Genomic DNA, 18,981 nt, shown 5'->3' on the forward strand with positions numbered 1-18,981 from the left:
GCCATGGCAGATCTGCAGGACGAACTGCAAGCAACCGCCGAGGCCGGCGAGCTGGATCGCCCCGATGTCGAGGGGGAGTTCGAGCCGGGTGTTCTTGAGGACGAGCGGGGTCCCGCAGTCGATGCCGGACCCGAGGCGGACGAGGGGGACGCGGCCGAGGACCCCCTCGTCCGCGCGCACGCCCTTCTCGCCGCCCACCCCGTCGCCGACGGCTACAGCGGTCTGCCGTGGGCGCTGCGGCACCTGCCCTGGTACGACCTGGAGCTCGGCGAGAGCACGATAGACACGGACGTGCCCAGGCTGAGGGAAGGGCACGTGGCGGCGTTGTTCTGGTCGCTGCATCTGCCCGAGGGCCTCGTCGGCGAGCGGGCGGTCGGGGCCACGCTGGAGCAGCTCGACCTGGTGAGGACCGTGGTGGAGGCCCATCCGGAGGGCCTGCGGATGGCCCACAGCGCGGCCCAGGTCACGGACGCCAGGAACTGCGGGCGGGTCGCCGTGCTGCTCGGCCCCGCGGCCGCCGCCGCGCTGGACGACTCGCTGGGCATCCTGCGCGCACTGCACGCCCTCGGCCTGCGCGTCCTCACCCTCTCCGGCGCCTCCTGGGCCGGCGAGAACGGGCTGACCAGGTTCGGGGAGGAGGTCGTACGCGAGACGAACCGCATCGGCGTGCTCGTCGACCTGTCCGGCGCCTCCGACGCGACCGTCCGCCGCGCCCTCACCATCTCCAAGTCCCCGGTCGTCTTCACCCGCTCCGCCGCCCGCGCCCTTCGCCTCCACCCGGCGAACCTCCCCGACGACGTGCTCGTCGAGCTCGGCATCACCAAGGGCCTGTGCCTCGTACCGCTGACCGCCGAGCAGACGGGCCCGTCGGTACGGGACGTCGCGGACCACCTCGACCACGTACGCGCGCTCGCGGGGCCGGAGTGCGTCGGCCTCTCGGGTACGTACGACTCCGGGGCCGCGCACCCCCAGGACCTGTCCGACGCCTCGGGGTATCCGCGCCTCGTCGCCGAACTCCTCGGCCGCGGCTGGTCCGAGTCCGACCTCGCCCTGCTCACCTGGGGCAACGTCCAACGCGTCCTGCGCAGCGCGGACTTCATGGCTCGCGCGGCCCGCAGCCGCCGGGAGCCGTCGACGGCGAAGATCGCCGAGATGGACGGGTAGCCCCCGGCGGTCGTTCGTCGGCTGCGGGCGGGTGGGGACAAAAGACAGGGGCGCAGCCGCGTCTTTTAGGGGCGCGGAGAACTGCGCGACCAGCCCCCACTCACCCGCACATCACACGAATCCGCGGCCCCGTCTCCGCCTCAGCAGGCGCAGAGGCAGAACGGGTGCCCGGCCGGGTCCGCGTACACCCGCCACCCCCGCCCCCGATCCCCCGCTTCGAGCACGGTCGCGCCCAGCGCCAGGACCTCCTTCTCCGCCGAGTCCAGGTCCTCGACCGTCAGGTCCAGATGGAACTGCTGGGAGCCGTCGGGCGCGGGCCACTTCGGCGGTACGTGGCCGGGGGCGGCCTGGAACGCCAGCGTCCGTCCGCCGGGCAGCCGCAGGTCGACCCAGTCGGCCTCCCCCTCGGTCTCGACGGTGCCGCCCAGCACCCCGGCGTAGAACGAAGCGAGCGCGCGGGGGTCGGGACAGTCCAGAACGACGGTGCCCAGTTCGGCGACAGCCATGACTTCCTCCTCTGATGTCCATGCGTGATGTCCATGCGTCGATCGTTACCTGCAAAGCGGCTCAGCAGGTAACGGTTACTGCATGCTCCCCCATAAGAGGTAACGTCGCAACCATGAATGACCGCGCGCCCGCACCCGGCGGGCTGGCCCTGCTCCAGTCCCTGGTGAACACCCTGGACATCGAGTCGGGTGCCGATGCCCTGGACACGGCGGAGGGGCGCGCGGGGCTGGGCCTGGCGGCGGCCGATGTGGAGGCCGCGCGGGAGCTGCGTGAGTCGCTGCGGGCCGTCTGTCTCGCGCACGCGGGGCATCCGGCGCACCGGGAGGTACGCCCCCTCGACGAGCTGCTCGCTTCGGCCCCGCTCGTCGTCACGGTCTCCGCGGCGGACGGCTCGGCGACCCTCCGGCCGGCGGACCCGGCCGCCCTCACCTCCCGGGTCGCCGCGGCCGTCGCCGAGTCCCTCACCGCCGGTACCTGGCTCCGCCTCAAGGCCTGCGAGGCGCCGGACTGCCACTGGGCGTACTACGACCGCAGCCCGGCGGGGCGCGGCCGCTGGTGCTCGATGTCCGTCTGCGGGGCACGGGCGAAGATGCGCCGCTACCGAGCCAGGTAGCCTCCGGCTACGGAGAGTCCCGGCCCTCCCTCGCCGCCGAGCGCGAACCCACCAGCAGCAGGCACAGTACGGCCACTCCCGCCACCACTCCCGCCAGGACGAGCAGGCCGTCGAGGGGGCGGGCGGAGGCGGTCGGTTCCATGGCCTGCGGGGTCGCCGCCGGACCTGCTGTCGAAGGTGCCGCCGCGGCCGCGGGAGCCGAAGTCGGCGGCGCGGACGGGGACTTGGCGGGAGCCGGCGACTTGGAACGCCCCGCCGGAGAGGCTGCCGAAGTCGTCGGTGCCTCGTGGTGCCCGGTCCCGGACCCGGTGCCCGTCCCGGCCCCGGTCCCAGCTCCCGTCCCGGACCCGTGATCGTCCGACCCCGTGTGCGTATGGGTCGGCGCCGCGGGCGTCGGTGCCGCCCGGACCACGATCCGGGCCGTCATGTCCGGGTGCACGGTGCAGTAGTACCCGTACGACCCGGCCGTCGTGAACGTGAAGCTCCAGCTCTGCCCCTTCTGCAGCATCGGAGAGTGGATGGAGGCCGGGCCGGAGGTGGTCTTCACGTCGTGCGGGGCCGTGTCCTGGTTGGTCCAGGTCACCGTGGAGCCCACCGGGACGGTGAGAGCCGCGGGGCTGAACGCGTACCCCTTCATCGCCACCCGGTAGGTGGCCGCCGACGCGGACCCGGGTGCCGCCCACAGCAGCAACAGCGGTACCAGCAGGACGAGTACGGAGAGTACGGAGAGCGCCGAGAGTAGTGGGGAGAGTGCGGCGAACGCGGCGGGCCCCGGCGGCACGCGCCGCCCCCGCCATCCCGCGCTCACGCGAACTCCGCGGCGAGCAGCAGCCGCATCCGGGTCGCCGGGCGGGACCACGGCAGCCGGAAGCCGGTGGCGCGCCGGAGCAGCCGGTACGAGACCCGGGTCGAGCCCACCACCAGCAGCCGGTCCTCGGCGCACCTCACCACGCGCAGGCGCAGCAGCACAGGGAACGCGACCCCCCGTACGTCGAGGTCGGCGAGCAGTTGCAGGTGCCGCCCGTCGGCCAGGGGTTCCACGTGCTCGGAGACCAGCGAGGCCTTCATCGTGCCGGCGAGGTCGAAGCGGAACACCGGCCGCGCGCCCTCGGAATCGGAAATGGACTCCGCCTCGGACAGGGATCCCGACTCGGACACGGACTCGGACTCGGATTCCGGGACCGTGAGCGACGCCCCGGTCAGGGTGACGCGGCGTCGCAGGGTCGCCAACGGGCCGTAGTACGCCGTGAGTTCGGCGAAGGAGCGGCCGGGTGCGACGGCGTACCGGCCGGGCGGTGGGGAGACGGTGGGCAGGGTGACGGTCGTCATCCTGGTTCTCCTTCCGAGGAGAAACAGAGCGGGGGAGAATGAACGCCGGACGCCGGGCCGGCCGACTGAGCCTCGGCCGGCCCGGCGTCCTCCTGTGGCGGCGGTACCGCGTGAATCAGCGGTCCGCCCGGATCGGCGGTGCCGCCGGTGTCAGCAGCTGCTGGTCAGATAGCCCGTCGTGGGGGCGAGCATGTGCTCGGCCCAGACCGTGTGCATCTTCACGTAGCTGTCGGGGTTGAGCAGATCGGTGACCTGCTGGCCGAGCGACTCCTCCAGGTGCGCCGAGTTGACGTGCTGGAGCAGCACACCGAGGGTGTCGTCGACGACCGCGCCCCCGCCTTCCGTGGCGGGCGTGAGGATGCTCTCGACCCAGACGGTGTGCATCTTGATGTACGAGTCGAGGGCCAGCGCGTCCTGCACCTGCTCACCCGGCGAACGCTCCAGGTGCGCGGCGTTGAGGTGCTGCAGGATCGGCAGCAGTACGTCCTGGACGCTGGCGCACTGCTCGTCGCCGCCGTCCCCACCGCCCGTGCCGCCACCGGTGCTGCCACCGCTGGTTCCGCCGGAGCTGCCTCCGGACGTGCCGCCGGTGTCACCCCCGCTCGTACCGCCCGAGCCGGAGCCCCCGGTCGAGCCCCCCGACGTACCGCCGGAGGAGCCGCCCGTGGAGCCGCCGGACGTACCGCCGCTCCCGGAGCCGCCGGTGGACCCACCGGTGGACCCGCTGTCGTCCGCGACGACCTTCACGGACGCCACCATGTCCGGGTGCACCGCGCAGTAGTACTCGTACGTCCCCGCCGTGGTGAAGGTGTACGACCAGGAGTCGCCCTTCTCCAGGGTGCCCGAGTCGAACTTCTTCGGGCCCTTGGTGGTGGTGACGGTGTGCGGGGCCGTGTCGTGGTTGGTCCACTGGACGGTCTCGCCGACCTTGACGACCAGCTGCTTCCCGTCGCCGAACTTGTTGCCCATGATGTCGACCTGGTGGTCGGCAGCGGCGGCTGCCGCGGGCTGGGCCTCGGCCGCCGCGGCTGCGGGCGCCTGAGCCGCGCCCGCAGCCGTGTCGGTCGTCGACGCCGAACCTGCCGTCGCCTGAAGCAGCCCCAGGCTGAGCACCGCCGCGAAGGCGGCGCCGAGGCCGGCGACCAGCAGGGCGCGGTTCCCGGCGGGCGCCCGGCGGCGCCGTTCGCCGGTGTCTTTACTGCGCATCAACGCAACTCCCTTGTCTATGAGGGGATTTCGGGGTTTTCAGGGGAGGTCAGCGGCCGGGATCGGCCGTGACCAGGAGACTCGTCACGGCGAGCACGACGAGGACGAGCCCCGTCTCCGCCGCGACCGAGTAACCGAAGGGCCGCACGGTGGCGGCCTCGCCGCGCAGCAGCACGGCGAGTTCCAGACGCGTACGCACCCACTGACGGCTGCGCCACGCGGCGAACAGAACGAGGGCCAGCACACCGGTCTTGACCAGCAGCAACTGCCCGTACGAGGTGTGCAGCAGGGCGTCGTACGAGCCCACGACCTGCCAGGCCAGCACCAGCCCGGCCACGGCGATCGCCGCCACCGACGCGCCCGCGAGCTTCGAGTAGCCGGGCACGACCAGCGCCAGCTCGTCGGGGTCCCGGCGCGGCAGCACGGCCACCGCGAGCATGGCCAGACCGCCGATCCACAGACTCGCTCCGAGCAGATGCACCAGGTCGGCCAGCGCGCCCCAAGTCGGCGCGGTGCCCTCGGAGTTGTGACCCGTCATCCCGGTCGCGCGCAGCAGTCCCAGCGACACGGCGAGGGCACCCACCCGCCAGCCCGGCGAGCGTGCCGTACGGCCTCCGCCCTGGAGCAGCGCGCTCAGCACCACGGCGGCGAGCACCCACAGCAGCCCGCGGGCGGCGAGCGCGAGACCCGGCCCGGTGCTGAGCACGTTCGTGTACGCCGACGCCGAGAGCGCGTCGCGAATGCCGCCCAACTCGGCGTACGCGCCCTGCAGTCCGAGTGCTACGACCGTCGAGAGCAGCCCGCAGGTCCAGGCGAGGGCGAGCATCGCCCGTGCCCGCGGCTCACTCGCCCCGCGTGGCCAGAGCAGTGCGACGAACGCGATGCCGCCGATGAACAGGGCCAGCGAGAGATACCCGGCCCAGCGAGCGGCGACGAGGCCGTGCCGCACCGAGGGGGAGGGCACGGGGGCGGCCTCGTCGCCGCGGTCCTGGGCCGCGGCGGGCGCCGCCGCCGTACCGAGGCCGAACGTCAGCCGGCCGGAGGACGCGTGCCCGTCCTCCTCGTCGACGACGGACCAGGTGAGGGCGAGGTCACCGGACTTCGGAGCTATGTCCGGGAGCGCGGCCCGCACGGTGTCGGCGCCTCCGCGCGGGGCTCGGGAGACCGGGAGCCGGTCGCCGTCGAGCGTCATCACGCGTACGTCGGACAGCTCGACGGGCTCGTCGAAGGTGAGGGTGAGGTGGGCGGGCGCCTTGCCGAGTTCCGTGCCGTCCTTGGGAGTCGATCGGACCAGCTCGGTGTGGGCGGAGGCGGGCGCCGCGCCGGCGAGGACGTACAGGAGGGCGGTGAGGAGGACGAGGAAGGGAGCGAGGAGGCGGGGCCGGGATGTCACGGGGTGGCCTCCGCGTCGTCCGGGGCGGAGAGGAGGCCCGGCGTGGCGACTCCGACGCAGAGGGAGGGGGTCGGTTCGGGGGTGGGTTCCGTGCCGCCGACGAGACCGAGGGCCTGGCCCGTGAGCCCGGCGATCCCGGTGAGCAGGGGCTGTACGAGGTGTACGTCGCCGTCGTCGCAGGAGTCGTCGGCCGGGGGCTCCTCGCCCGCGGAGCCAGAGGGGGAGGGCGTGGGGGTGGGAGTCGGCGTCGTGCCCTGCCCACCGTGACCGTCATGGCCGCCGGTACCGGACTCCCCGCTCCCGCCGCCGGTCCCGTGCCCGGCATGGCCGCCGCCCCCGATCGGCACGACGCCGGTGCCGATCGGCAACTCACCATTGCCGACCGGGACTTGGGGCACGGGCGCGGCTCCCTCCGGCGCGTCCTCGCCCGGCTCCGGAGTCGTACTGGGCGGTGCCGTCGCCGCGGGCGGTGACGCGGGAGGCACGGCGGCCTGTGCCGGCCCCGACGACGGCGGGGCGCCGATCCCCGAGGCGTAACCGAGCACGATCAGCACGGCGCCCACGAGCGCGCCCGCGACCACCTCGTCGCGGTGATCCCTCGGCCAATCCGCCCTGTTGAACAGGGGCATGATCACTCCTGGCATGGTCCGGTCATTCAGATCGGTGAATGCGGACCAGTGGAGTGGGAGCCGAATTCCGCGCGGCTACGCGTTGGTTAATCGCCTGTTGCCTGCCTCTCCTCCAGGGGTGCCCCTGCTGTGAGAACGGGCTACAACGACGTCATTCCGCGCATTGCGACTGTGAAGATGTAGCGCGCACGGCACGGCAATTCCACCACATTGCTCGAATGCGATTCGAACCAATTGGAGAGAACGAGTGCAGGGCCGTGCCCAGCTGACATCAGGCCGTCAAGCCATCAGGCCATCAAGCCGTCGCGGCGGTCAGGCGGCCGGTCGGCCCATCGCCCGGTACTTCCAGCCCGCCGCCCGCCACACGGCGGGGTCGAGCGCGTTGCGGCCGTCCAGTACGACGCGGTCCGTCACGGCCTCGCCGAGCGCCGCCGGGTCCAGCTCGCGGAACTCGCTCCACTCGGTGAGGTGCAGGACGACATGGGCACCGCGTACGGCCTCCGCGGCGGTGTCCGCGTACCCGAGTGTCGGAAAGAGTCGTCGCGCGTTGGCGAGGCCCTTGGGGTCGTAGACCGTGACCTGGCCGCCCTGCAGATGAATCTGCCCGGCGACATTCAGCGCGGGCGAATCCCGGACGTCGTCCGAATCCGGCTTGAACGTCGCGCCGAGCACCGCGATCCGCTTCCCGAGGAAGGAACCGCCACCCAGGGCCTCGCGGGTCATTTCCACCATCTGACCGCGGCGCCGCATATTGATGGAGTCGATCTCGCGCAGGAAGGTGAGCGCCTGGTCCGCGCCCAGTTCACCGGCGCGTGCCATGAAGGCGCGAATGTCCTTGGGGAGGCATCCGCCGCCGAAGCCGATGCCCGCGCGCAGGAACTTCCTTCCGATCCGGTCGTCGTAGCCGATCGCCTCGGCGAGCTTCACGACGTCGCCGCCGGCGGCCTCGCAGACCTCGGCCATCGCGTTGATGAAGGAGATCTTGGTGGCGAGGAAGGAGTTCGCGGCGGTCTTCACCAGCTCGGCGGTCGGGAAGTCGGTGACCACGAAGGGCGAGCCCTCGGCCATCGGCGTCGCGTACACCTCGCGCAGCAGCTTCTCGGAGCGCTCGCTGCGGACGCCGGCCACGATGCGGTCGGGGTGCAGGGTGTCCTGGACGGCGAGGCCCTCGCGCAGGAACTCGGGGTTCCAGGCCAGCTCGACCTCCTCGCCGGCGGGAGCGAGCTCGACGAGCGTGCGGCCCAGCCGCTCGGCCGACCCCACGGGCACGGTGGACTTGCCGACGACGAGGGCGGGGCCCGTGAGGTGGGGAGCGAGGGAGGCGAAGGCGGCGTCGACGTACGACATGTCGCACGCGTACTCGCCGTGCTTCTGCGGGGTGTTCACACAGACGAAGTGGATGTCGCCGAACTCCGCGACCTCGGCCCAGTCCATGGTGAACCGCAGCCGCCCGCTGGACCCCTCGATGCCGGCGACGTGCTTGGCCAGCAGCTCTTCGAGACCCGGCTCGTACATCGGGACCTCGCCCCGCTGGAGCATCTCGATCTTCTCGGGTACGACGTCGAGTCCCAGCACCTCGAACCCGAGCTCGGCCATGGCCGCGGCGTGCGTGGCGCCGAGGTAGCCGGTGCCGATCACGGTGATCTTGAGGGCCATGGATGCTCCAGTAGGTGTCCGTCAGGTATCCGTCAGGGGTGCGCCTGCAGTGCGCCTCGAGTGCGCTGACCGAGCATAGTCGGGGCTTGTTCGAGTGCTTCACCGGGCAGTTTCCCCCTTGTCGCCAAGCTCACGTATCACTCCCGTGGGCGGGCCCCTAAAATTTGAGTTACTTAACGGTAATTAGCGTCAGCATCACAGCGTCTTTGGAGCGTGAGAGACCTTGGCCGGATCGGCTGATTTCGACCTGTACCGCCCGTCCGAGGAGCACGACATGCTCCGTGACGCGATCCGCTCACTGGCCGAGGCGAAGATCGCGCCGTACGCCGCCGCCGTGGACGAGGAGGCCCGGTTCCCCCGGGAGGCCCTGGACGCCCTGGTCTCCTCCGACCTGCACGCGGTGCACGTACCGGAGTCGTACGGCGGTGCGGGCGCGGACGCGCTGGCGACGGTCATCGTGATCGAGGAGGTGGCGCGGGTCTGTGCCAGCTCCTCCCTGATCCCCGCGGTGAACAAGCTGGGCTCGCTCCCGGTGATCCTCTCCGGCTCCGAGGACCTGAAGAAGAAGTACCTGGGCCCGCTGGCCAAGGGCGACGGCATGTTCTCGTACTGCCTCTCCGAGCCGGACGCGGGCTCGGACGCGGCGGGCATGAAGACGAAGGCGGTCCGCGACGGCGACTTCTACGTCCTGAACGGCGTGAAGCGCTGGATCACCAACGCGGGCGAGTCGGAGTACTACACGGTGATGGCCGTGACCGACCCCACGAAGCGCTCCAAGGGCATCTCGGCCTTCGTCGTCGAGAAGTCGGACGAGGGTGTCTCCTTCGGTGCCCCGGAGAAGAAGCTCGGCATCAAGGGCAGCCCGACGCGCGAGGTCTACCTCGACAACGTTCGCATCCCGGCCGACCGCATGATCGGTGAGGAGGGCACGGGCTTCGCCACCGCGATGAAGACCCTGGACCACACCCGCATCACGATCGCCGCCCAGGCTCTGGGCATCGCGCAGGGCGCCCTCGACTACGCCAAGGGCTACGTCCGGGAGCGCAAGCAGTTCGGCAAGGCGATCGCCGACTTCCAGGGCATCCAGTTCATGCTCGCCGACATGGCCATGAAGATCGAGGCCGCCCGCGCCCTGACGTACCAGGCCGCGGCGAAGTCGGAGCGCGGCGACAGCGACCTCACCTTCCAGGGCGCGGCGGCCAAGTGCTTCGCCTCCGACGTCGCCATGGAGGTCACCACGGGACGCCGTCCAGCTCCTCGGCGGCTACGGCTACACCCGCGACTACCCGGTCGAGCGCATGATGCGCGACGCCAAGATCACCCAGATCTACGAGGGCACGAACCAGGTCCAGCGCATCGTGATGGCACGCAACCTGCCGTAGGGCCCGCGTCGAAGCGGCGCGGTACCGCCGCACAGCGAGAAGCCCCCGGCGTGGCGCCGGGGGCTTCTCGCTGTGCTGTCAGCCGCAGTTGTGCGGGGGAGCGGCCTCTCCGAAGAACATCAGAGTGCCACCGGGCGACTCCATGATGAGCATCTCGCTCACGCACGAGCCGGGTGCCTTGATCTCCACCGGTCCCGCGTAGCTGCTGAACGCGCCGTGGTCGCGGTCGAAGGTGCCGTCGTTCTCCTTGTAGATGGAGAGGTCCAGATTGGTGGGCGTCCCGACGTACACCGACTTCACGAACACGGAACAGTTGTACGTTCCGTCGTAGTACGAGTACACCGTTCCGATCTTGCCTGTAAGGCCGCTTCTGTTGGCGTTGACGGACTTCGAGTAGACCAGGTTGCCGTCGCACCCGTAGGCGCCGGCCGAGGCGGGCGCCGCTGTGACGACCGGCGCGACGACGGCGACCGAGGTCAGCACTACGGCGGTGGTCAGCCACTTGGTGAACTTGGACGGCTTGCGTACTCGCACCAGGTTTCTCCCGTTTCAGTTGTGATCAGGTCATGACACCTGACGCATCCTGACATGTTCGGGAGATGGTGTGAAGATCTTTTCAGGGCCCGTAGGCGCACTGCGCGCCGACGGGCCCTGATGCGTACGGAGGTGGCGGTGGAGGCGGGGGATCAGTTCCCCGACACCGTCACCTTCTCGTCGTTCTTCAGCTGGTTCACCAGGGTCTTGACCTTGGCGGTGTCCCACTGGAGGTTGCCGTTGGCCGCGTTGCCGGAGATGGGCATGTTCATCGACTTGCCGTCGCCACCGGTGATGCCCTTCATCGCCCAGAACATCGAGGCGAGGTTCCAGAGGGACATGTCCTTGTCGACGGTGAGGGTGTCGAGGCCGGCGCCCATGGTCGGGTAGAGCTTGAAGGGGTTGAGGATCGTGGACGGCGTCGCCGTCTGGCTCGCCAGGGCCGCGAGGAACTTCTGCTGGTTCTTCGTACGGTCCAGGTCGCTGCCCGCGAACGCGTAGCGCGTACGGACGAAGGCCAGGGCCTGCTCGCCGTTCAGGGTCTGCTTGCCCGCCGTGAAGTCGGCGCCGGACTTGTCGTCCTTGAACGCCTTGGGGATGTCCATCTCGACACCGCCCACGGCGTCGACGATCTTCGCGAAGCCGCCGAAGCCGATCTCCGCGTAGTGGTCGATGCGCAGCCCGGTGTTGGCCTCGACGGTCCGCACGAGCAGCTCGGGCCCGTCCTCCGCGTACGCCGCGTTGAGCTTCACCTGACGGCCGGTGCCCGGGAAGGTCTTGCCGGACTCGGAGCCCTTGAACGTGGGGATCGTCACGTTCGAGTCGCGCGGCAGCGAGATCATCGTGTTCCCGTTGTCGCCGACGTGCAGGATCATCATCGAGTCCGTGCGCTTGCCCTCGGCGGAGCCCGTGTGGAGCTTCTTCTTCTCCTCGGCGGACATGCCCTCGCGGCTGTCGGAGCCGACGATCAGGTAGTTGGTGCCCTCGCCCCCGTCGGGCCGGTCGATCACCTTCGACAGGTCGACCTCGCGCTTGAGCTTCGAGTCGGCCCAGAAGTACGTACCCACGGAGACCACGACCAGCACGGTGACCACCGTGATCGCGGTCCACTTGATCCGCTTGCGCCAGTTCGGCGCGGGCCGCGGACCCCGTCCATGGCCGCCCGGAGGCTCCTGCGGACCGCCTCCGCCCGGCGAGCCGTACACCTGTCCGGTGTTGTAACCGTCGTAGGCGTCCTCGCCGTAGCCGTCCGTGTACGTCGGCTGGGGCGGGACTCCGCGCGACGGCGCCGAGGGGCGTGGACCGGCCCCCGAGCCGCGCTGCACCTGCCGCATCACACGGGCGCCCTCGGGCTCGGCGCCTGTGCTGCCGCGGCCGTGCCGGTCGCCGCCGTTGTATCCCTGGGGCCAATCGCTCATGGGCCCAGTGTGCAGGGTCCCACTGTGTGCCATACAAGGGTCTTCGGAAAATCGCACCAGGGCTGTTGCAGAGCTGATGCAAAGCAACCCTTGCGTGTGCCCGGCATAAGGTGGTCGGCATGACAGACCAGGCCCGTACCCCGGAATCCGATATTCCGGGCAAGCCGACTTCGGCGTCCCGAACGACCCTCAGCCACATCATGACCCACAACGACACCAACCTTCTGGGCACGGTGCACGGTGGTGTGATCATGAAACTGGTCGACGACGCGGCCGGCGCGGTGGCGGGGCGGCACTCCGGCGGGCCCGCCGTGACCGCCTCCATGGACGAGATGGCCTTCCTGGAACCCGTACGCGTAGGCGACCTCGTGCATGTGAAGGCGCAGGTGAACTGGACGGGTCGTACGTCGATGGAGGTCGGCGTCCGCGTTCTCGCCGAGCGTTGGAACGAGTCCACGCCGCCTCAGCAGGTCGGCTCGGCCTACCTGGTCTTTGCCGCGGTGGATGCCGATGGGAAGCCTCGGCGGGTACCTCCGGTGGTTGCGGAGAGTGAGCGGGACCGGCGCCGCAATCAGGAGGCGCAGATTCGTCGTACGCATCGGTTGGCTCGGCGGCGGGCGATTGTGGAGTTGAGGGAAAAGCGTTCCGCGGAAGGGCTCGACGACTAGGCGGTTTGGCGGCTGCGGGCCGGTGGGGGCTTGTCGCGCAGTTCCCCGCGCTCCTTACGGGGCGCGGCCCGTCACCAGTTATTCGGCGCGAGCCCCTCGTTGGATTGCTGGGCTACGGGCAGACCACCTGGTCGCCCGTCACCGTTTTGAATTCGCCCTGGGTGGGGTCCTCCGCGCGGACCTTGTGGACCTGTTTGAAGTCCGAGCCGGCGATGACCTTCATGAGGGGGCCCTGGCCGTTCACGGGGCGTAGTTCGCTGCCGGGCAGGGCCGTGGCGAGGGACTTCGCGGAGCGGTCCCAGCGGGGGTCGTACTGAACGATCGTGCGCGGGACCGAGCGGTCGGGGGCGTTCACGGGAGCCCGGGTCGTGCGGAAACCGGTGGCCGCCAGACCGCTGTCGACGCGGCGGCCGAGACCGGCGGTCATGGTGCCGTTCTCGACCTGGACCCGGATCTGCTGCGGGGCGACATCGACGCGCAGGGCCTTGGAGCGGACCCGGTGCGGGGCGAGCGGCCTGTCGTCGCGCAGGGTGCGGAAGAGCCGGTCCGCCTTCTGCTCGTCCCACTTCAGGGTCGAGCCGATGCCCTTGACGGCGTACCCCATCTTCCCGATCGGGACCGTCGTGAACTCCGAGGAGGACGGCGAGAAGGTCCGCATCGCCCGCCCAAGGTCGATGAGTTCGTCCGACCCGAGGCCCTTGTCGGCGCGCACCGAGCCGAGCACGGCACCGGTCACGTCCCGGAACTTGATCGGGTTGAGCAGCACCCCGGACGAGGTGGCCCGTTCGATCAGCGCGGCCAGGAAGCGCTGCTGGCGCTGCATCCGGCCGAGGTCCGAGGCCCCGTCGATGTGCCGCGAGCGCACGTACTGCAGCGCCTGCCCGCCGTTCAGATCGTGCACGCCGGTCGGCAGGTCGAGCCCGGTGTAGGTGTCCTTGAGCGGCTTCACCGTGCAGATCCGGACCCCGCCGAGCACGTCCACGGTCTTGATGAAGCTGGTGAAGTCGACCTCCAGATAGTGGTCGATCTTCACATGGGTCATGTTCTCTACGGTCCGCACGGTCAGCCGGGGCCCGCCCTCCGCGTACGCGGCGTTCAGCTTGACCGGGTGCGGCTGGTGCCGTCGTCCGGTGGTGCGGTCGATGTGGGCGGGCGTCTCGGCGTACGAGTCGCGCGGCAGGCTCACGATGCTGGCCCGCCTGCGGTCCTCGGAGAGGTGCACGATCATGATCGTGTCGGTGCAGTGGCAGGGGGCGCCGCCGAGCCGGTACTTCTCCTTCTCCTCCGGGGTGATCCGGTCGCGGCCGTCGGTGCCGACGAGGAGGACGTTCATGCCGTGGCCGTGCGCGGGCCGGTTCTTCATGTCCTTGAAGGGGTCGATCCGGTCGATGTCGGAGCCGAGACCGGTGAGCAGCGCGTGCCCGATGCCGGCCGCCGCGAGCACCGTCATGGACACCGAGGTCGTCACCCTCATGGCCCAGCGCGGCCGCCTGCGCCGTACGGGCGGCCGCGCTGGGCGCTGCCGCTGCGGGCGGGCGGGGGAGCGGGGCGGCGTGGGCAAGGCGGACACCTCCGCGTCGGCCGGGTGTGGCGTGGTTGTGAGCTGCTCGTGCTTAGTCAACTTTAGTGTGCACAAGTGCCTTTGAGTGGGTGTTAGGATCGTGTCATGAATCTGAAGGAATGGGCGATAGCGAACGGCGTGCATCCGCATACCGCGTATCGCTGGTTCCGCGAGGGCACGCTTCCGGTTCCTGCTGAGAGGGTCGGGCCGCGCACGATTCTTGTGAACGTCAAAGCGAATTCCGCACCATCCGCGGCCAGTGGCGTGGGCCTGTATGCCCGTGTGTCGTCGCATGACAAGAAGGACGATCTGGAGCGCCAGATATCACGGCTGTCCCGATGGGCGGCCGAGGCCGGGCACCGGGTGGTGCGGATCGAAGCCGAGATTGCCTCCGGGATGAGCGCGGGACGTACCAAAGCCCGCCGTCTGCTGGCCGATCCTGCTGTGATGGCCGTGGTGGTGGAGCGCAAAGACAGACTCGGTCGGATGAATGTCGAACTGGTTGAGGCCGCTCTGTCTGCGGCCGGCCGGCGCTTGGTGGTGCTGGACGAGGGTGACGTCGATGACGATCTCGTACAGGACATCGAGGACGTGCTGACTTCGTTCTGTGGCCGTTTGTACGGGGGCGGCTCGGCGAAGAGCCGGGCACGCAGGGCCCTGGAAGCGGCGGCAGACGATGACTGAGCCCAAGAAGAAGTTCCGTCAGATGGTCCCTGCATTCGTCGCGCTCGGCCCGTCCGGTGTCGCGATTCGCGACCGGCTGAAGCACCTGACACCCGAAAACGACAGGGCGCTTCGCCTTGTCGGCGAACATCTGGGCTCTCTGGCGTCTCGTGATCTGGCGGCCCGTTGCCGCGACGGCAACGACCACGGCAGCGACAAGTGGGCGGCCCGCAAACAGGGTCTGACCGCAGAGTCGTCCTCGCGCTGGGCTGGTTCGATCACCAAGGCTACACATGATCAGTGGGCGCTCTCGCGTCGCTGCCAGCTTGCCCACATCCAGAACCTCGAAGCCGGTGTCCGCACCTTGATGCACCGGCTGTCGTTGCCGGTCGGAGAGAAGGGCACGAAGCGGGCTCCGGGTGGATACCGCTCCCAGCACGAGTGGTTCCAGAAGTCCCGTCGGCTGGCCATGCTGGAAGACCGGCTGGAACAGGAGCGGGCCGACCGTGAGGCCGGGGTCGTGCACGTGGTGCGCGGCGGGAAGAAGCTGGCCCACAACCGGCACAACCTCGAAGCTGCGCAGCTCACCGAGGCGAAATGGCGGCAACGGTGGGCTGCCGAACGCCGATTCCTCCAAGCGGACGGCGAGTCGGGAAAACGGTTCGGGAACGAGACCATTCGCGTCACCTCGGCCGGCGAGGTCTCGATCAAGCTCCCGGCACCGCTGGCGGACTTGGCCAACGCGAAGCGCGGCCGGTACGTGTTGGCCGCTCGTGTGGAGTTCAAACATCGGGGCACTGAATGGCGGGACCGGATCGAGGCCAACCGGGCGGTGGCCTACCGCATCCACTACGACGTGGCCCGGGACCGCTGGTACCTCACTGCCTCGTGGCAGCGGCCGGCGGTCAAGACGATGCCGCTGGAGGCGGCCCGCGCAGGCGGCATGGTTGCTGTTGACACGAACAGCGACCACTTCGCCGCCTACCACCTCGATGTCCACGGCAACCCGGTAGGCGAGCCGCACCGGTTCTCCTTCGACCTCACCGGCGCCGCCCCTCATCGGGATGCCCAGGTGCGACACGCAATCACTCGCCTCCTGCATTGGGCTGGGCGGTGCGGCGTGACCGCAATCGGGATCGAGGACTTGGACTTCGAGCAAGAGAAGACCCGCGAGAAGTACGGGCGCAAGAGGAGGTTCCGGCAACTCATCTCTGGCTTGCCCACCGGAAAGCTCAAGGCCCGACTCGTATCGATGGCCGCCGAGGTGGGCATCGCGATCGTCGCGGTCGACCCTGCCTACACATCCATGTGGGGCGACGAACACTGGCGCAAACCCCTGACCAGCAAGAATCGCAAGATGACTCGCCATGACGCCGCCTCGGTGGCGATCGGCAGACGCGCCCTCGGACATCCGATCCGGCGACGGACGGCACCGCCCCACGATGACCGGAGTGATCGGCGTGGGCATCGGACCGTTCAGGCTGATCGTGGTGTCGGAGGGCGTGAGGGAACCCGACGCCCGGTCACGGAGCGTGCACACGATGCGCGTGCCCGGACAGGGAGACATGAAGGAACGCGGGGGACCAGCGCATCCAAAACCGTTCGGGATGCGCGCAGTACCGGGACGTGGGTTCAAGACTCCCTCCTGCGTACTGAGTAGGAACGGTCCGTGAGCACCGTAGGCCCATACGATCTGCGGCCCGGCGCAGGGAGCGGGCGGCGCGCGTCCGTGTCCCCCATTCGCGGTAACGTAATCCGCGATGAACGCCAAGCCCGACGTGCAGCTCCCCGCCGTCTCCGTGATCATGCCCGTCCTCAACGAGGAACGGCATCTGCGCGGAGCCGTCCAAGCGATCCTCGCCCAGGAGTACGGGGGCGAGATGGAGGTCGTGATCGCCATCGGTCCCTCGACGGACCGTACGGACGAGATCGCCGCCGAGCTCGTACGAGAAGACTCCCGTGTGCACACGGTGCCGAATCCGACCGGCCGCACCCCCGCCGCGCTGAACGCCGCGATCAAGGCGTCCCGCCACCCGATCGTGGTACGCGTCGACGGGCACGGCATGCTCTCGCCGAACTACATCGCGACCGCCGTCCGCCTCCTGGAGGAGACCGGCGCGCAGAACGTCGGCGGCATCATGCACGCCGAGGGCGAGAACGACTGGGAGCACGCGGTCGCCGCGGCGATGACGTCGAAGATCGGCGTGGGCAACGCGGCCTTCCACACGGGCGGCGAGGCCGCACCGGCCGATACCGTGTACCTCGGTGTCTTTCGCCGTGAGGCCCTGGAGCAACAGGGCGGCTACAACGAGGAGTTCATCCGCGCCCAGGACTGGGAGCTGAACTTCCGGATCCGTGAGGCGGGCGGCCTGATCTGGTTCTCGCCCGAGCTGCGGGTCTCGTACCGCCCTCGTCCTTCGGTGGGGGCCCTGGCCAAGCAGTACAAGGACTACGGGCGTTGGCGTCATGTCGTCGCCCGCTACCACTCGGGTTCGATCAACCTGCGCTACCTCGCCCCGCCGACGGCGGTCTGCGCGATCGCCGCGGGCCTGGTGGTGGGTGCGGCGCTGACCCCCTGGGGCTTCCTGGTCCCCGGCGGCTACCTCGCGGCGATCGCCCTCGGTTCGCTCCCGGCGGGCAAGGGGCTGCCGCTGAAGGCGCGGCTGCAGATCCCGGTGGCCCTCGCGACGATGCACATGTCGTGGGGCTGGGGCTTCCTGACCAGTCCGAAGGCCCTGGCGAAGAGGGTTATCGCGTCGCGGCGGCCGGCGGTGCTGAGCGAGACCTGACCGCGACGGCGGAACGGGCGGAAACGGGTGACGGCGCCCGGCGGTGACCGCCGGGCGCCGTTGTGCATCGCAGGGGCGTGCGGTTGACGTGCGCGCCCTCGAACTCCCGTCAAAGCGTCAGCACTTGCTGCTGTCGGCCACCGAACCGCCGTCGTCGAGGTTCCCGTTCCACACCCAGCCGCCGGTGGCGGCGCTGGGCACCCGGACATGCGTCCAGCGGTTCCCGGCCGAGTTGATCACCCAGCAGTCGTACTGCAACTCGTAGTTGCTTCCGACGGCGATGTTCACCGAGCAGTCCGAGCTCGGGCCGAGGCGGACGCGCGCGAAGCCCTCCTTGGCGTGCCCGACGCCGGTCGACTTGTTCGACCAGCTGGGGCGGACGCAGGCTTCGGCGGCCGCGGCGGCCGAGGGAACCGTGGCGGTCAAGGTGCCCGCCGTCAGCAGTGCGGATGCGGCCGCCGTCATGAGACGGATCTTCTTCACTGGCGTCTCCCCGTTCTCCGGTGGTCGTGTCAGCGGGCGCCGGCCTCTGCGGCTGCCTTGAGGATCGCCACCTTGCGGTCCTTGAGCGTGTTCAGCAGCTGCTGGTTCTTCTCGATGGCCCGGTCCTGGTAGGCGAGTTCGACGGCGTACCAGGTGCCGATCACGTTGTGTTTGCGTTTGCACGCGACATCGGTCTCGGCCACCCGGATCTCCTCCGCGGAGGCGCTGGATGCCCGACTGAACCGCTTGTCCTCCACGGCGGCCATGGGCTGCGCGTAGGAGTAGCCGCTCTTCTTCATGCAGGCGGACCAGGCGGCGAACGCCTTCTTCACCCGGGAGTCCTTCTGGGACTCCTGCCAGGTGTACCCGGCGAGCTGGTCCGCGAACTCCTCCTTGTCCGGCTGGACCTCGGGCCCCTTGGCGGCGAGGTCGCGCAGGGACTTGCCCCAGCACCCGCCCTTCGGGATCGTCTTGCCGTTCTGCTTCTCCGCCTGCTGCCCGTCCTGCGGGCCGAAGAGCACCAGGGACTCGGCGGGCGAGTAGCTCTCCTCGGGCCTGGAGCCGCGCGCGGCGGGGTCCGGGTGGTAGCCGAAGCGCGAGGCCGTGGCCGTCTCGGTCACGCCGTAGCGGCTGGCGTCGCGCAACGCCTTGTCGCCCCGGTAGAGGGGCCGCGGCTCCAGGTCGAAGCCGAATCCGCGCATGCACGCGGCGGCGAGCTGGTCCTCGCCCTGGCGCTTGGTGCGCTCCTCGGCGTCCGTCCACGCATACGCTTCCAGTGGCAGCTGCAAATTGCGCGAACTGGGCATGGACGGGGTGGCCGAGACCTCCGGCGGGTTCTTGAAGTCGACCGGAGGGGCCTCCGAGGAGCGGCTGCCCGCCTGATCGTCGCCGGGGGAGTCCCCCGAGCAGCCGGTCAGCCCGAGGGCGGCGCAGACGAGCGCCGCCCCGAGCAGTCGTACGGTGGCGCTGCGTGACATGTGTTCGTC

Annotated in this window: 18 protein-coding genes and 1 pseudogene; 7 read left to right on the top strand and 12 right to left on the bottom strand. The window is 70.0% G+C overall.

All coding sequences use genetic code 11. The features are described 5' to 3' along the window. Window positions 1-3: 3 nt before the first annotated feature. Window positions 4-1,164, top strand: a complete 1,161-nt coding sequence (locus QF035_RS31475; protein WP_307523821.1) for a dipeptidase — start codon at window positions 4-6, stop codon at window positions 1,162-1,164. A gap of 140 nt (window positions 1,165-1,304) precedes the next feature. Here QF035_RS31475 and QF035_RS31480 read toward each other — a convergent pair whose 3' ends face one another. Then, a complete protein-coding gene (locus QF035_RS31480; protein WP_307523822.1) occupies window positions 1,305-1,670 on the bottom strand; it encodes a VOC family protein in 366 nt (121 codons plus the stop codon). A gap of 113 nt (window positions 1,671-1,783) precedes the next feature. Here QF035_RS31480 and QF035_RS31485 point away from each other — a divergent pair, with 113 nt between their 5' ends. After that, window positions 1,784-2,284 carry a CGNR zinc finger domain-containing protein gene (locus tag QF035_RS31485; RefSeq protein WP_307523823.1) on the top strand — a complete coding sequence of 167 codons (501 nt, stop codon included), beginning with the start codon at window positions 1,784-1,786 and terminating at the stop codon, window positions 2,282-2,284. Window positions 2,285-2,291: 7 nt separating this feature from the next. Here QF035_RS31485 and QF035_RS31490 read toward each other — a convergent pair whose 3' ends face one another. The 6 genes from QF035_RS31490 to QF035_RS31515 all read right to left on the bottom strand — a co-directional run bounded on the left by QF035_RS31490 (window position 2,292) and on the right by QF035_RS31515 (window position 8,497). Further along, the gene (locus tag QF035_RS31490) at window positions 2,292-3,092 is read right to left on the bottom strand and encodes a cupredoxin domain-containing protein (RefSeq protein WP_307523824.1); all 801 of its coding nucleotides are present in this window, start codon (window positions 3,090-3,092) and stop codon (window positions 2,292-2,294) included. Further along, window positions 3,089-3,613, bottom strand: a complete 525-nt coding sequence (locus QF035_RS31495) for a hypothetical protein (RefSeq protein WP_307523825.1) — start codon at window positions 3,611-3,613, stop codon at window positions 3,089-3,091. The genes QF035_RS31490 and QF035_RS31495 overlap by 4 nt, the downstream gene beginning before the upstream one ends. Before the next feature lie 150 nt (window positions 3,614-3,763). Beyond that, window positions 3,764-4,819, bottom strand: a complete 1,056-nt coding sequence (locus QF035_RS31500) for a cupredoxin domain-containing protein (protein ID WP_307523826.1) — start codon at window positions 4,817-4,819, stop codon at window positions 3,764-3,766. A gap of 49 nt (window positions 4,820-4,868) precedes the next feature. Further along, window positions 4,869-6,212, bottom strand: coding sequence for a copper resistance CopC/CopD family protein (locus QF035_RS31505; RefSeq protein ID WP_307523827.1), 1,344 nt, complete (start codon window positions 6,210-6,212; stop codon window positions 4,869-4,871). After that, complete coding sequence (locus QF035_RS31510; RefSeq protein ID WP_307523828.1) at window positions 6,209-6,841, bottom strand: hypothetical protein; 633 nt, start codon at window positions 6,839-6,841, stop codon at window positions 6,209-6,211. Before QF035_RS31510 ends, QF035_RS31505 begins: the two co-directional genes overlap by 4 nt. Window positions 6,842-7,153: 312 nt before the next feature. After that, entirely contained in the window at window positions 7,154-8,497 is a 1,344-nt protein-coding gene (locus tag QF035_RS31515) for a UDP-glucose dehydrogenase family protein (protein WP_307523829.1), read from the bottom strand. A gap of 223 nt (window positions 8,498-8,720) precedes the next feature. Here QF035_RS31515 and QF035_RS31520 point away from each other — a divergent pair. Then, window positions 8,721-9,879, top strand: a pseudogene (locus QF035_RS31520) (acyl-CoA dehydrogenase). 78 nt (window positions 9,880-9,957) lie between these two features. On the opposite strand, the gene QF035_RS31525 reads toward QF035_RS31520, so the two are convergent. Continuing rightward, a complete protein-coding gene (locus tag QF035_RS31525; RefSeq protein WP_307523830.1) occupies window positions 9,958-10,413 on the bottom strand; it encodes a hypothetical protein in 456 nt (151 codons plus the stop codon). Window positions 10,414-10,565: 152 nt separating this feature from the next. Beyond that, on the bottom strand, window positions 10,566-11,831 hold the full coding sequence (locus QF035_RS31530; RefSeq protein ID WP_307523831.1) for an LCP family protein: 1,266 nt from the start codon (window positions 11,829-11,831) through the stop codon (window positions 10,566-10,568). A 119-nt stretch (window positions 11,832-11,950) separates the two neighbouring features. Here QF035_RS31530 and QF035_RS31535 point away from each other — a divergent pair, with 119 nt between their 5' ends. Further along, the gene (locus QF035_RS31535; RefSeq protein WP_307523832.1) at window positions 11,951-12,499 is read left to right on the top strand and encodes an acyl-CoA thioesterase; all 549 of its coding nucleotides are present in this window, start codon (window positions 11,951-11,953) and stop codon (window positions 12,497-12,499) included. A 112-nt stretch (window positions 12,500-12,611) separates the two neighbouring features. On the opposite strand, the gene QF035_RS31540 is transcribed toward QF035_RS31535, so the two are convergent. After that, a complete protein-coding gene (locus tag QF035_RS31540) occupies window positions 12,612-14,060 on the bottom strand; it encodes an LCP family protein (RefSeq protein ID WP_444968438.1) in 1,449 nt (482 codons plus the stop codon). Window positions 14,061-14,165: 105 nt separating this feature from the next. On the opposite strand from QF035_RS31540, the gene QF035_RS31545 reads away from it, so the two are divergent. The 3 genes from QF035_RS31545 to QF035_RS31555 all read left to right on the top strand — a co-directional run bounded on the left by QF035_RS31545 (window position 14,166) and on the right by QF035_RS31555 (window position 17,512). Further along, a complete protein-coding gene (locus QF035_RS31545) occupies window positions 14,166-14,744 on the top strand; it encodes an IS607 family transposase (RefSeq protein ID WP_307523833.1) in 579 nt (192 codons plus the stop codon). Then, entirely contained in the window at window positions 14,737-16,383 is a 1,647-nt protein-coding gene (locus QF035_RS31550) for a transposase (RefSeq protein WP_307523834.1), read from the top strand. The genes QF035_RS31545 and QF035_RS31550 overlap by 8 nt, the downstream gene beginning before the upstream one ends. Window positions 16,384-16,483: 100 nt before the next feature. Beyond that, window positions 16,484-17,512 (top strand): glycosyltransferase family 2 protein, encoded by a 1,029-nt coding sequence (locus QF035_RS31555; RefSeq protein WP_307523835.1) that lies wholly within the window; start codon window positions 16,484-16,486, stop codon window positions 17,510-17,512. 117 nt (window positions 17,513-17,629) lie between these two features. Here QF035_RS31555 and QF035_RS31560 read toward each other — a convergent pair whose 3' ends face one another. Further along, entirely contained in the window at window positions 17,630-17,995 is a 366-nt protein-coding gene (locus QF035_RS31560) for an SH3 domain-containing protein (RefSeq protein WP_307523836.1), read from the bottom strand. Window positions 17,996-18,024: 29 nt separating this feature from the next. Beyond that, window positions 18,025-18,972, bottom strand: a complete 948-nt coding sequence (locus tag QF035_RS31565) for a hypothetical protein (RefSeq protein WP_307523837.1) — start codon at window positions 18,970-18,972, stop codon at window positions 18,025-18,027. Between the last annotated feature and the right edge of the window lie 9 nt (window positions 18,973-18,981).

The sequence above is a fragment of the Streptomyces umbrinus genome (genome assembly GCF_030817415.1).
GTDB classification, from domain to species: domain Bacteria; phylum Actinomycetota; class Actinomycetes; order Streptomycetales; family Streptomycetaceae; genus Streptomyces; species Streptomyces umbrinus_A.